This window comes from Cytophaga hutchinsonii ATCC 33406 (assembly GCF_000014145.1).
Classification (GTDB): Bacteria; Bacteroidota; Bacteroidia; order Cytophagales; family Cytophagaceae; genus Cytophaga; species Cytophaga hutchinsonii.
This window is the reverse complement of sequence record NC_008255.1, coordinates 168,258-182,500: the sequence shown is the minus strand read 5'-3', so window position 1 is coordinate 182,500 and position 14,243 is coordinate 168,258. Positions and strand designations below refer to the sequence as shown.

11 protein-coding genes and 2 tRNA genes (1 of these 13 only partly in view) are annotated in these 14,243 nt (G+C 38.2%); 1 reads left to right on the top strand and 12 read right to left on the bottom strand.

Translation table 11 applies throughout. The annotated features are described in order from the left end of the window. The 6 genes from CHU_RS00775 to mutS all read right to left on the bottom strand — a co-directional run. Window positions 1-2,187: the 5' portion of an ATP-binding protein gene (locus CHU_RS00775; protein ID WP_011583559.1), read on the bottom strand. The gene continues 72 nt to the left of window position 1, outside the view; the window shows 2,187 of its 2,259 coding nt (coding positions 1-2,187); it begins with the start codon at window positions 2,185-2,187; the stop codon falls past the left edge of the window. A gap of 12 nt (window positions 2,188-2,199) precedes the next feature. Further along, window positions 2,200-2,766, bottom strand: coding sequence for a biliverdin-producing heme oxygenase (locus CHU_RS00770; protein WP_011583558.1), 567 nt, complete (start codon window positions 2,764-2,766; stop codon window positions 2,200-2,202). A 9-nt stretch (window positions 2,767-2,775) separates the two neighbouring features. Continuing rightward, on the bottom strand, window positions 2,776-3,213 hold the full coding sequence (locus CHU_RS18705; RefSeq protein WP_011583557.1) for a response regulator: 438 nt from the start codon (window positions 3,211-3,213) through the stop codon (window positions 2,776-2,778). Window positions 3,214-3,370: 157 nt separating this feature from the next. Further along, window positions 3,371-3,456, bottom strand: a tRNA-Leu gene (locus CHU_RS00760). A gap of 55 nt (window positions 3,457-3,511) precedes the next feature. After that, window positions 3,512-3,584: transfer RNA gene (locus tag CHU_RS00755), tRNA-Gly, on the bottom strand. A 174-nt stretch (window positions 3,585-3,758) separates the two neighbouring features. Beyond that, window positions 3,759-6,365 carry a DNA mismatch repair protein MutS gene (mutS, locus tag CHU_RS00750; RefSeq protein ID WP_218164158.1) on the bottom strand — a complete coding sequence of 869 codons (2,607 nt, stop codon included), beginning with the start codon at window positions 6,363-6,365 and terminating at the stop codon, window positions 3,759-3,761. A 241-nt stretch (window positions 6,366-6,606) separates the two neighbouring features. Between mutS and CHU_RS00745 the strand changes: the two genes are divergently transcribed. Beyond that, on the top strand, window positions 6,607-7,137 hold the full coding sequence (locus tag CHU_RS00745) for an RNA methyltransferase (protein WP_011583555.1): 531 nt from the start codon (window positions 6,607-6,609) through the stop codon (window positions 7,135-7,137). Window positions 7,138-7,139: 2 nt separating this feature from the next. On the opposite strand, the gene CHU_RS00740 is transcribed toward CHU_RS00745, so the two are convergent. The 6 genes from CHU_RS00740 to CHU_RS00715 all read right to left on the bottom strand — a co-directional run bounded on the left by CHU_RS00740 (window position 7,140) and on the right by CHU_RS00715 (window position 14,118). Continuing rightward, on the bottom strand, window positions 7,140-7,709 hold the full coding sequence (locus tag CHU_RS00740; protein ID WP_238379322.1) for a DUF4230 domain-containing protein: 570 nt from the start codon (window positions 7,707-7,709) through the stop codon (window positions 7,140-7,142). 149 nt (window positions 7,710-7,858) lie between these two features. Beyond that, complete coding sequence (locus CHU_RS00735) at window positions 7,859-8,290, bottom strand: tetratricopeptide repeat protein (RefSeq protein ID WP_011583553.1); 432 nt, start codon at window positions 8,288-8,290, stop codon at window positions 7,859-7,861. Window positions 8,291-8,331: 41 nt separating this feature from the next. Further along, window positions 8,332-10,020, bottom strand: coding sequence for a pseudouridine synthase (locus CHU_RS00730; RefSeq protein WP_011583552.1), 1,689 nt, complete (start codon window positions 10,018-10,020; stop codon window positions 8,332-8,334). After that, complete coding sequence (gene scpB / locus CHU_RS00725; RefSeq protein WP_011583551.1) at window positions 9,998-10,711, bottom strand: SMC-Scp complex subunit ScpB; 714 nt, start codon at window positions 10,709-10,711, stop codon at window positions 9,998-10,000. The genes CHU_RS00730 and scpB overlap by 23 nt, the downstream gene beginning before the upstream one ends. Window positions 10,712-10,720: 9 nt before the next feature. After that, window positions 10,721-11,110 (bottom strand): TraR/DksA family transcriptional regulator, encoded by a 390-nt coding sequence (locus CHU_RS00720; RefSeq protein WP_041932514.1) that lies wholly within the window; start codon window positions 11,108-11,110, stop codon window positions 10,721-10,723. Window positions 11,111-11,607: 497 nt separating this feature from the next. Then, window positions 11,608-14,118, bottom strand: coding sequence for a lamin tail domain-containing protein (locus CHU_RS00715; protein WP_143144208.1), 2,511 nt, complete (start codon window positions 14,116-14,118; stop codon window positions 11,608-11,610). Between the last annotated feature and the right edge of the window lie 125 nt (window positions 14,119-14,243).

Here is a 14,243-nt window from a genome sequence, read left to right as displayed (position 1 = left end):
AAAGCCTTTATGTGTTTTCATTATTTTCTTACACAACGCCAATCCGATTCCTGAACCAGGATATTCTGCAACTGAATGTAATCGTGAAAAGATCTTAAAAATCAATTCATTATAATCTTTATTAAATCCTATGCCATTGTCTGTATAGCTTATTTTATAATATTCCTGTTCTTCTTTTACTATAATGCCCTCTTGAACAATGTGAATTGAAAGAACGCGGGTCGCGTCGGCAAATTTTAAAGAATTGCTGATGAGATTCAAAAACAGCTGTGCCAATAAAAAAGGTATTCCCGACATTTCAGGCAAATCGGATATATAAATGTTTGCTTTTTTTGCTTCCAGTGCATCATCTACTTCCTGTATAACTTCAGTAACGATGTTTTTCAAATCGACAGACTCCAGTATTTCTGTGCTGGCTTTTAATTTGGTATATCTTAAAATGTCTGATATAAGTGCTTGCATACGATTGGCAGACTTATTAATCTTCTGTAGCTTTTCATAAGAGGCTTCTGACAATGTATTTTCAACCGATAATACATAGGAGGTTATAATCTGAATTTTCCGCAAGGGTTCCTGAAGGTCGTGTGTGCTGATCCAGTTTATGTTTTCTAATTCGGAATTGACTTCTTTTAATATTTCTGTCATCTGGCGTTGCTTTTCTTCTTCTTCAGCAAGAAAAATATACCCTAGATGCTTCTGTAAAAAATTCGCAAAATTAGATGAAGCAATTAAATCCGGCTGAGACCAGGGAATGCTTTGATTCTTTACTTTTTCTCCCCATAATTCAAATGATTTGCGGGGAGAAAGTCCGTTTTTATCTTTTTCAATTGCTTTGTTTGGATCACCTGCCCATTTTACCTCTGTTATGGTTTCAGGCTTGTACCACATGATGCAACTATTAGACGTTTTGTCAAGTGCATGATAATTTATTCCTGCAATACCGCTCGCTGTAATATTTTTAAAATCAGGCAACTCAGCGGTTATAAAGTGTGTCGCGTATTGTTCTTTATCTATCGCGTGTTTTACATATTCTGCCAGCTTCTGTATGTCTCCGTCTGCTGGCGTTAGTCCGGACTTATACACTTCTTTTTTATCAATTAAAATTGAAATGCCGGCAGCTTTGCAAAGCTGCAATACATTAGAATCTATTACAATATCCTTGAGGGAATTACGATCTGCACTGAATTTTCTCGATATTAAATCATCAACTGCCTGATGCAGTTTTTGTGAAGTAGCATATTGCTCGTTTTGTTCTCTTATTTCAATCTGTGATGTAATGAAATGTCCCTGCAGCTTAGCGGCAAGCTTAGTTTCATAATGCAGATACTTTGGTGAGTAATGATGGCATGCTACCAGGCCCCACAATTTCTTTTTATGAATTAAGGATATGGTTAGGGTTGCACCAACACCAATGTTATGAAGGTATTGAACATGAATGGGTGAAACGCTTCTTAAAACTGAACAGCTCAGATCAAGATTTTGATTTTCAGAATCATCGATGGTATAAATCGGTACAGGTTTGTAATTAACATCTCCGATTACACGCAGCAAGTTTTTTATATATAATTCACGCGCCTGAACAGGAATATCTGTATGCGGATAGTGCAGACCTAAAAAAGATTCCAACTTGTCCTGTTTTGCCTCCGCAATTACTTCTCCGTTATAATCTTTATCAAAACGATAAATCATCACCCGATCATAATCGGTTACCTTTTTGATACCACTAGCCACTAATTCGCACAGGCGGATTAGTGTATGCGAATCTTCCATGTAATCCATGAATTGCTTCGACATATCAAACAAATCATTTTTTGGCGTATTATCAATATGGATCTCAGATTCCAATATGATTACATCTTCATTTTGATGTGCCGTAAAGTCAAATTCTTTATCTTCAATCTTTCCCTGGATAAGCTTAGATTCGCCGACAGCATAATCTTTACATTGAATTACTTTACCGAAAAAAATATCGTCGAATATTTCTGTAATTTTTTTACCTAAGAGTTGTTTGTGACTTAAGCCAATAAAGTCAATAACATTTTCGCTGCAAAAACGAATCTCCCAGGTTTCTTTTGTAATGGCAATTAAAAAACCATGAGGCTGAATACTGCCAGGAATGTGAATGGGTTCCTGATCACAATTCTGAAGATTTACAAGATCCCGATTAACAATATCTTTTATTTTCATTTGAAACTACTCTCACATTAGAATTGAGTATACTCTTTCAAAGCCATATTTTGCGCCATCGATAATTGTCATCTTTTCTTTTTCACTCAATGTACTTTGATATTCCGACAGTTGAATTAAAAATGATCTCCATAAATGCCCTGTCTGTTGGCCATACACATTTAAAAACCGACTGGCAATATCTTCGCCTAACTGTTTTTTAATATTCTTCAGAATAACTTGTCCGCCTAAAACCGACCCCTCCGTTACATACATTAATCCTAAATTGAAATTAAGATCCGGAGAATGTGCTGCATCTAAAAAAGTTTTGTTTACTGCTGAGGCATATTTCAATTGATCCAGATCTGCTGCAATCGCAGTTGACTTAGTGCGCTGTGCAGTATCTTTTATAATCGTATGAATGATGGGAAATGTGTGTTTTTCAATGTCTTCATGCATGCATTGTATACGTGACAGATATTCGGCATATGCTTTCTCCGTTACTAGCTGCGACATGATTACGTTGGAAATTTCTGATTGCTCAAGCTGTGTATGAAGACTTGCGGTAGCGGATTTTATGCTTGCTATAAATTCATTCATGATAATTCACTACACTGACGCGCTAATTACAAACGTATTAGATTCAGGTTTAAATTCGTGCCAGTTTATGGCAATTATTTTGTTTATAATATCTCCGATTGAACTGAAGGATACGGGTTTTATTGCATATAGATTAGCGCCGAACTGCTGGCACAACTCTATAATGCTGGCATCTTTGGTTGTAGAATACATGATTACAGGAGTCTTTTGCAGTGCTTCTGACTTGCGGATTTCTTTCAATATTTCAATGCCATTTTTGCCAGGCATATTTATGTCTAGGAAGAGAATCTGATTGGCATGCTTCTCATTTCTCAGGGCTGCAAACAGGCTTGCTTCTTTTGTATGCGTATGCAGAATGATCTGCTGGTGAATAGTATCTATTGCATATTGAAAAAATTCAATATCCTCCGGATCATCATCTATATAATGGATAACTGTTTGATGCATAGCCTTTGAAATACTACCTAATATAAGAATTTATATAGATTAATCTATTTTTTTGAATTGTTTCGTTAGAGCAAAAAGCGGGATATTTGAGTCTGCCGGGATATAAATTACCTCAATAAAAATAAAAAAAGGGAAGCGCAGTGCTTCCCTTTTTTAGTACTCAGAGTGGGACTTGAACCCACACGAACTTTAAGGTTCACAGGATTTTAAGTCCTGCGTGTCTACCGATTCCACCATCCGAGCAATTCAAAGACTTTCAAAAAAAGAACCTCTTCAATAAAGAGGTTCCGTTTAGAAGAGCGAAAGACGAGATTCGAACTCGCGACCCCGACCTTGGCAAGGTCGTGCTCTACCAACTGAGCTACTTTCGCAATACATTAATTAATTGTGGATGCAAAGGTAACACTTTGCATTAATTATGCAACACCTTCGTTCGATTTTTTTCGTTTTTTTAATAAAAAAAGTGAAGAAAGTTCGTTTACAAGTTGTTACATCTGAATATTTTTTCGTGTTGGCATTGATTAAAATATTCCTGAACACTTCATCTATTTAATTAGCTGTTTTAGTTCATTCAATTTTAAAAGAGCTTCTACAGGGGACATTATATTCACATCTGTTTGCGTTAATATTTTTTTTATGGAATCCCACGCCGGATCTGCTGCTTCAAACAAACTCATTTGCAGGGTCGACTTCGGCACTTCTTTTAATTTATCTTCATGCCCTTCACGTACATGCTCTTTTTCTAAATGTCCCATGATCTCATTTGCTCTCAGTACCAGGCTTGTTGGCATGCCGGCCATCTGTGCAACATGAATACCAAAGCTATGTTCACTGCCGCCCGGCTTCAGTGTACGCATAAATATAACCTTGTTGCCGGCTTCTTTTACAGACACATTGAAATTTTTAACCCGTTTTAAATCTTCTGTTAATTGATTCAATTCGTGATAGTGCGTTGCAAACAATGTCTTTGGCCTGAAGTTCGGATGGTTATGCAAATGTTCAACAATGGCCCAGGCAATGGAGATTCCATCATACGTGCTGGTACCACGGCCGATTTCATCCATCAATACCAGACTTCTACCACTTAGATTATTTAAGATGCTTGCTGTTTCATTCATTTCAACCATGAATGTTGATTCGCCTTTTGAAAGGTTATCTGAAGCACCTACACGTGTAAATACTTTATCAACCGTACCGATGGTAGCATGTGTTGCCGGAACAAAACTGCCTGCCTGTGCCATCAGCACAATCAATGCTGTTTGCCGGAGCAAGGCAGATTTACCGGCCATGTTGGGACCAGTAATGATCATCACCTGCTGCGTCTCATCATCCAGATAAATATCATTGGGAATATAGCTCTCCCCCAACGGCAATTGTTTTTCAATCACCGGATGGCGACCGGCTTTAATATTAATCAATGCGCTGTCTTCAACAATTGGTTTGCAATAGTTATTAGCAACAGCAGCATGAGCAAACGAACACAAACAATCTATCTGAGCAACTATGCGGGCATTCTGTAAGATTGGATTTATATAACTTTCTGCTTCAAGTACAAGGTCCTGAAACATTTTTTGTTCGATTACATTGATCTTGTCTTCAGCACCTAAAATTTTCTCTTCGTAGATCTTTAGTTCTTCTGTAATGTAACGCTCTGCACCTGTCAACGTTTGTTTACGAATCCAATCTGCAGGCACTTTTTCTTTATGTGTATTTGTTACTTCAAGATAATATCCGAAAACTTTATTGTATGATATTTTTAATGAACTGATTCCTGTACGTTCGATCTCTCTTTGCTGTATCTGCAGCAGATAGTCTTTACCTGTATATGCAATTGCACGAAGCTCGTCCAGTTCTGCATTACAGCCATCACGAATGATTCTCCCCTGATTGGTAAGCATCGGTGCATCTTCTTTAAGCATGTTCAGAATTCTGCCGGCCAAGTATTCACACGGGTTTATCTGCTCTGCTAATTTTAACAGAACATGCTGATCTTGCTGTTTAAGTAGCTGCTGTATCGGAACCAAACGTTCCAGCGAACGCTTTAACTGAACCATTTCCCTTGGATTCACCCTGCGTGCAGCCACTTTAGAGATCAGTCGTTCAAGGTCTCCTATTGGTTTGAGCTCGTCAACCAATGTTGTCGTCAGCTCTTTATTTTTAACCAGAAGCTCTACCGTATCCAAACGTTCCTGTATGGGTGTTAATTCTTTTAATGGAAGAATCAGCCACTTTTTCAATAAGCGCGCGCCCATCGGTGTCTTTGTATGATCCAGAATTTCGATCAGTGGAACACCTTCCAGCTGCTGCGCATTTACAAGTTCCAGGTTGCGGATGGTAAAACGATCCAGCCATACATAACGTTCTTCTTCAATTCTGTTTACACGCGTAATATGAGCAACTTCTTTGTGTTCTGTTTCATTCAAATAATGAAGAATAGCACCGGCAGATGTTATGCCTTCCAGCATTTCTTCAATACCAAAGCCTTTTAGTGAAGTTGTTTGAAAATGACGAATTAATAAATCATAGGTGAAATCATACGCAAAAATCCAGTCTTCAAGTGCATAGGTATTGTATCTGTCACCAAAGTATTCAATAAATACTTCTTTCTTTTGTTTACAGAACAATACTTCAGACGGTGAAAAACTCTGCAGAAGTTTATCGATATAATGTCTATCGCCTTGCGCTGTTAAAAACTCACCCGTTGAAATATCCAGAAAAGAAATTCCGAGTGAGTCTTTTTGAAAATGAATCGCAGCCAGATAATTGTTCTTACTTACGTCGAGTACATGGTCATTAAATGAAACGCCGGGCGTTACCAGTTCTGTTACACCACGTTTAACAATGCCTTTTACAGATTTAGGATCCTCCAGCTGATCACAAATTGCTACACGCAATCCGGAACGCACCAGGCGGGGTAAATATGTGTCAAGTGAATGATGCGGAAAGCCTGCCAATGCAGTCTCTGATGCGGTACCATTGCCTCTTTTGGTTAATGTAATTCCTAATACCTTTGATGCCTTTATCGCATCTTCAGAAAATGTTTCATAAAAATCCCCTACACGAAATAATAACAAGGCCCCGGGATATTTCCCTTTGATAGCATTGTATTGTTTCATCAATGGTGTTTCTGTGGCTTCTTTTGTCTTACTCAAAACAATATTGGTTGGATGAATGGAATAATTATTGAATCGATGTTGATTCGTTTGAGTTTTTATTTACAATACTGAAAGTCATTTCAAATGTGTAGATTTGAAATGTGCTTATGGGTGCCCCGTATGGAATTGTTAAAACAGTATTGTAAAAGATAAATTTAATAATTGAGCACTGCATTTGCCAATTGAGTTATTCACAACACCTTCAGGCGCATAAATCGCCTGTTGCAGGCAATTTACTATGAAAAAGCTATCCATGGACGAACTGAACCGCATGTCGGTTGAGACGTTTAAAAAGACCAAAAAGACATCTATCATAATTGTTTTAGACAATGTACGCAGCCTGCACAATGTTGGGTCTTTTTTCAGAACAGCAGATGCGTTTCAAATTGAAAAAATTTATTTGTGCGGTATAACCGGAACTCCTCCCAACAGGGAAATTCACAAAACGGCGTTAGGTGCTACAGAGTCTGTTGAATGGGAACATGCACCGTTGGCTGTTGGTTTTTTGCCAAAATTAAAAGCGAATGGCTACCAGATTCTTTCTATTGAACAAACGGATAAAAGCATTGCATTACAGGACTTCTCAATCAATAAAGAAAATAAGTACGTTTTGATTTTTGGAAATGAAGTGTATGGAGTCTCAGAAGAAGTTATTAAACTGAGTGATCATGCTATTGAAATCCCTCAGTTTGGTACGAAACATTCTTTCAATGTTTCAGTTACCGGTGGAATTGTGTTGTGGGAATTTTTCAGAAGAATTCATTTATAAGATTACTTTAAAACAATTTCTTTATCTGTTAGTCCAGATAAAAAAGGTTTCAATATAATTTCGGCATTCAAACGAGTTTGCTTTTCAATGCCCATCTTTGTTGCTGATTTTTGAATTTCTGTTTCGGCTAATTGATATGCCTTGTCAATAACCTTTTTATCGTCTTCAAAAAATCCTGTTTCAATATCGTAGATTTTAGACGACTGATGATCTACTTTAAAAGAACAAATCTCTGCCGGAGGCAACGTAACAATAACTTGTTTTTCTGTAATCTGTACGGAAGAAGAATCAATTTTTCTCAGATCAATACATCCTACCGCTTCGCCTGAAATAATCAGAACAACTTTGGAATCCTTGTCGTACCAAGGCTTGATCACCTTATGTTCAACAATATCTTTCATATAGAATTTACAAAGCTCCAGCTTGCCCAGTAATTCTATCTTTTCAATAATTACATGATTGGTTACTTCAATCTTATCATCCTCTCCGCCAATATTAAAAATTGGTCTGGAGCTTATGTAGATGTAAATGCCAAGTGCGCATATTATAATCCAGGGAAGTACTTTTAACATACCTTTAAGTAGCATTAGTTGTCGTTTTGGTTAAAGCATAACTTAATATACATTTTATTTTTCAAAAATTGAACTCGGGCAAATTAACAAAAAAACCTATTCGGAGTATGAATAGGTTTTTGTTAATCTCAATAGGATATAAAATGCTATTAATCGACGATCGTTATTTTGCTTTTTAAGAATTCCCAGTATTTAGGATCTTCTTCTTCGAAAATTTCTTCGCCTTCAATTAAGTATGCTTCATGCATGGTATCTTCTGCGTCCTGCATCTGGCCTAGTTCAAAATGACACTGACCTGCGCGTAACAGCAAATAAGGATTATCTTCACTGTCAATGCAACCCATGGCGTGTTCAAATTGAGCCAATGCCTTTTCATATTCTTCATCGAAAAAGTATACATCCCCAATAGAAGAAATCAACCATGCAGAAGGTTCGTATTCTTCAATAGGTTCAGGTAGCAGCGTCAATGCTTCATTATACTTTGCAATTGCTTCTTCACTTTTCTCATCTTCAAAAAGCAAATCTGCTTCGTCACAAATAGCGTCGATTCGATCTAATATAACGTCTGATAATTCTTTCATGCGTATTTCTTTTTATTCAACTTCGTTGAAAAGTTTTACTTTTAGTCTAAGTATTTAATTTTATTTACTTCTGTTGCTGTCAAATACCTCCAGGAGCCTCTTGGAATATTTTTCTTTGTTAAACCGGCATACATTACCCGGTCCAGTTTTAATACATCGTATCCTAATGATTCAAAAATGCGGCGAACAATCCTGTTCCTGCCTTCATGTATTTCAATGCCGATTATTTTTTTGCTCGGAGAAATGATAGCTGCTTCGTCTACTTTTACCGGACCATCAAATAAATGGATTTTGCCGTCTACAATTTTATCGAAATCTTCTGCCGTGATTGGTTTGTCCAATTCCACTTCGTAGATTTTTTTTACTTTGTTTGATGGGTGTGTAAGTTTCTGTGCAAGCTCACCGTCATTGGTAAACAACAGTAAACCTGTTGTGTTTCTATCCAGCCTTCCAACCGGGTAGATACGCTCTTTGGTAGCGTTTGCAACCAGCTGCATTACTGTCTTGCGATCGTTCTCATCCTCCATAGTAGTGATGAAATCTTTCGGTTTGTTCAACAATACATATACGGATTTTTCCGGATTCAATACTTTGTTATTGTATTTAACTGAATCGCCTGGTTTAACTTTATAACCAAGTTCTGTTACCACAATGCCGTTTACCTTTACAGTACCTTCTATAATAAGCTGATCGGCCTCGCGGCGCGAACATATACCTGAATTTGATATATATTTATTTAAACGAATCTCGAATGAATCCGGAGCACTTACCTTTACTGCATTCGGCTTAGGTTTACTAAGTTTATCCAGTTTGTTTTCGTAGGCCTTCCGTCCTTTTTTTACCTGATCCTTATCAAATTTAGGTTTGTCTTTTTTATTGCGGTCTTCGTCTGAAAAATCAGCATCGAAATCTGCGTCAAAGTCATCGTTTGATAGTTCTTTTCTGCCGCGTGGCTTACTTTCCTTTTCGTCTGCATCGAATGATCTTCTTGTAGTTGGCTTACGCTTGAAGTCGCCGGATTCTTCTCTTGAACCGGAGGTGCGTTTGTTAGGAAACTTCGCTGCCGGTCCGCGCCCGCTTCTTGAATCATCTTCACGTTTCGGACCAAATGTTTTTTTAGGTGCAGAAGAACGTCCTTCTCCAGCTCTGCTTTTGTATTCAGCAGAACCTTCTCCTCTTTTTGTGTAAGAACGTTTTGCAGGACTTCTGTCATCACCGCCTCTTGAATCCGAACGTTTAGCTGGACGCCTTTCTACTCCTCTATCTGGTTGTGGGCGCCTGTCTTCACCTGACTGCGCAATGCCTCTTTTTATGTAAGGGCTTTTTGTATCTTCTGAACGTTTATCATATGGGATAAACGATTCATCTTTATCGGTGTATGATTTTTTAGCGGGTTTACGGCCGGATGGGCCTCTCCCTACAGCTCTTTTAGATGTTTCAAATTTCTTCGCTCTGGATTGTGTTGTTCTCTTTGAACCGTACAGATCCTTTTCTTCTTTCGGTCCTCTTTCAGAACCACCTCTTGATGATGAAGATGGTCTTTTTGATGAAGTCTTTTTATCAAAGCCGGAACGTGATGAACGCCCCTCTTCACTGCGAGATGATGTTGATCTTGTATTTGATGATTTTTTAGGGCCACGACCGCCTTCTGCTGAATTCGATCTGCCTTTAGACGAAGCAGGCCTGCTATTCGCGGGCCTCTTGTTATTATTCGTTCTCTGTTTGCTCATTTTGTGTGCTTGTATCTTCCGGCAAATCTTCGTTAGGTTCTTCTTCCGGTATTTCTTCCTGAGGAATATCTTCGATTATTGCTTCGCCGCTGATTTCTGCGATTGCCTGACTTGCTAATGCGTTGTATTCCGGGTCATTTACTTCCCCTATTTCGTTGACTTCTGAACTGAAATCTTTAGGCGAAGGTAAGTCTTTTATGTTGTTTATCCCGAAATATTCTAAAAACTTCTGACTTGTACCGTACAGGATCGGGCGGCCCACGCCGTCTGATTTTCCCTGAATCTCTACCAATTCCTTTTCAAGAAGCTTTTGCATGGCATAATCGCAGTTTACACCACGAATCTGTTCAATCTGAGCTTTTGTAATGGGTTGTTTGTAGGCAACAATAGCCATTGTTTCCAATGCCGATGTAGAAAGCCTCTTTTTTGATTTTTGTTTCAGAAATATACCCAAACTAGACTGGTATGCCGGTTTGGTCATAAATTGATATCCGCCTCCTATTTGCAGGATCTGAAACGGAAACGTTTCATCTTCATATTTTGAAAGCAAGTCATCAACTGCATTTAATATGTCATCTAATGGAATTTCTGCTTCAAACATTTCCGACATACACTGACGGATCTCGTCAGGCTTTACCGGATCTGTTGCGCAGAAAATAATGCTTTCAATATGATTTTGTAAGAAATTCATTCAGGGAGATTATTTTCTTTGTTCTTTAGCTTCAATCGTGTGTTGTGTATGCGGCACAAGCTTTAACCGCTCTTTCGGGATTAACTTTCCTGTTACGATACAAATGCCGTACGTACCGTTCTGAATACGTGCATACGCATTTTCCAACTGAAGGATAAATTTTTGCTGACGCGCTGCAAATGCGCTGAAACTTTCTTTTTCAAGAACATCTGCGCCATCTTCAAGCATCTTGATATTGCCGGTTGTATTGTCGGTACCTTCATCGTTTTTACGGTTCAGTACTTCTTTGGCAAATTGAAATTGCTTACGGGCTGTTTCAAGTTTTTCTACAATGATTGCTTCAAACTCTTTCAACTCCTCTTTTGAATAATGCGTACGATCATCTTTTGGTGCGTTCATTGTCCGCTGAAGGTACGCTGGCTCTTGTCTCAGCAAGGGCATATTTTTGGGTGTCTGTCCGGCAGTGTCTTTTGGACCTGCTTTTTCTTTGTCGTCTTTTTTCACTTCTTTCGTTTTTGGATTTTTGGAAACAGGCTTAGCAATAGTCTTTTTTGCTGTAGGGATGACTGTTTTTGCTGTAGCCTTTTTAGCAGCCACTTTTTTTAAGGGTTTTGCAACTGCTTTTTTAGTAACAACTTTCTTTGCAGTTTTTTTAACAACGATTTTTTTTACTGTTGCTTTTTTAACTGCGGGTTTCTTTGCGGCCGATTTTTTTGCTGTTGCTTTTTTAGCAGGTTTGGCAACCTTTGCAACTTTCTTTGTAACAGACTTCTTTTTACTCGTACTCATAATAACCCTAATGTGATTTAATGAACGTGTTACCTAAAAACCTATACAAAAATAGTATAAAAAAGGTTATATACACGCTTGGTTTATCCACAAAACAGGATATATTTTCAATAGTGTGAAGTACTTATAGCAATTTTTGCTGTGCGCATCTTTCCATTTGGCAACCACCATTCAGCTACTGCAATGTAGATACCATCGGTTAAAAGTGTGTTTGATTGTTGCTGTCCATTCCATTGGAATATGTTTTGGTTTCCAAGCAGTTGATTTACACATACCTTATCAACGAGTTCGCCTGCAAGTGTGTAGATACTTACGGATGCAAATGTTCCTGTCGTTGAGGGATTCAGATACAGCAGTACATAATCGTTCCTTCCGTTCAGATCGGTAGTGATGTGGCACGGCTGACAATAAAAAGGCTGCGACTCTTCTGGCGGTGCACTCAAATTCTGGCTATTGATATAACCGGGTGTTGCTCCGGATGCGGATGATGTCCAGTTTGCTGCTGAATAATATGTTTTATAGGCATCTATTTTTTCAAGTGAAATGCCTTCATTACTTCTGTTTAACGGGTTCTGCAAGTCATCGTTAAATGTGATCATATCCAATGTATCAGGCATTTCGTTTTTCATAATCAATGTTCCGCCCTCATCTGCAAATGAAATGAAACCCGGTACTTGAGCACAGTTTTCAATACGTGTGTTCGGGTACTGTCGTTTTAATAATGTTGTATCCGCAGCCAATACAACAAAGTCATTGGGAGCAATTGTCAGATTTTTTTTCAAAAACGCTTGTTGCTGCCTGCCTTTCGGGTCGGCATACATAAAATATATATTTTTCAACTGAATAAATTCTTCAGATGTATTGTAAAGTTCAATAAAATCAACGCCTCCGGAATATGCATTGTATAATATTTCATTAAAAAAAACAGTTCCCTTTTCAATCTTTTTTGGATGAACCAATTGAATTTGTGCACCAAGAAAATCTGTATGATTTAAACATGTTTTTATGGAGTCAAGGGTAAGGGTAATTGCGTTGCCGGGCAAAATTGCCTCTTCAAAAAGCAGTTCTATTTGCGTTGAATAGTTCATCACCAGACTGGTTGCATTAATAGTTCTATACGCGGATATATGCTGCCCTTGAATGGAGCCGATTGCATTTAAAAAAATATGTGCTTCTGTATCTGAAATAAATTCGGATGTAGCGCGGAGTTTCACTTGTGTAATGCTGCCTGAAGCAATACCAGGTGAACCGCCCTGTTGTTCGGAAGCATAAGCGAGATGCTGATCGTATACGCAGGCTTGAGGCAATCTAGTACGGACAATGGAATACCCACCGTTTCTGCGGTAATCATTGGGAAGCAACGTTATGTCATAGTGAATATAATCAACCAATATGGTGTCGTTTGCCCAGAGAAATAAGGAATCTGCCGTGTTGTTTAAATTGGGTAATGCATCTGCTTCAATACAATTATGGATGTCTAATTGTGCACATCCCCCGGCCGAACAAAGTACAACAGCAGAATCTTTTTTTAATGAATACGCAGGGAGTTTTACTTTTTTAGTAGGATCTGACAAGGACAATTGAGCCGTTTCAATACGTGTGTCTGATACATTTATAATCTCTACCCATTCTATCTCCGGCAAGCCGTATGTAGGACTGGGATCGCTCATCCACTCTGTAATACGCAGCTGTCCGGCATAATAGCGGGCATCTTTTTTTATAACTGCCAGGTTGCTTATCAGCGTGTCTGCGTGAATCGAATGTGCGTTTAACACCCGTATCGTATATTGACCCGGGTCAATAGCATTATCCGTTTTTATTTCCAGTACATTTTCAACAAAAAGTTTTGTATATACCTGCCCCAGATCAATATCTAGCTGGGTTTCATGCGGATTTTTTATTGGTTTGGTGAAGATGATTGTAAGTTGTTTTTCGTTATTGAATTCGTACTTTTTTATTGCAAACGGTTCTTCTGTTTTTATATCATCAAAATAAAATTTATCTCTGCGTGTAGACGTATACAGACAGCGAATACCTGAAAATAAAAACTGCGCAGAAGAAACATGTGTTCCTTTTCCAATGGCAACAAAATTACGCCCGCCTGTTTCATCTCCAAACAGCAGCCATTCACCTGTTTGTAACTGACAGATGCGAATCCGCATGGCAATGGTATTGCCTCCGGCAAGACCGGATTGACTGGCTATAATGGTTGTTTTGGATGAACCCGACTGAAAAATCAATTCAAGTTTATCCGTTGCTCCCGATTCTCCTCCTATTTTTAAATAATATGCGCTATTTGTTGAAGACACAAGATCCTCTGCAGAAGAAAGCAAGTAGAAGCTTGCATAGTTGGTGGCAGATGCTGCAAAATCGTAGCGTACTAAAAATTCCCAGGAAGTATTTTCAGTTCTGTCGATTGGCCAGCTTAATAAAGCTGTGGTTGTGCCCGCTGCAGCACTCAATTGTAACTCACCTACGGCATTAACAGTAAAATCGCTTCGGTTGCCATACCAATTTATCGGTATTTCTCTTGTGTCAAAATGATATACCTGAGCAATTAATGACGCACTAAACAAGACTAAACATCCTGTAAAAAAGACTTTTACAACCCTAATCATTACATTAAAAATATTATACCGTTAAAAATATTAGTCAAAAAACATCGATTGAATAAGTGAAATTAGGAGAAAAAAAGTGGTAAATTGCGACTCTTTTTAAAAAGTGTTAATTAATTAACTAAAGT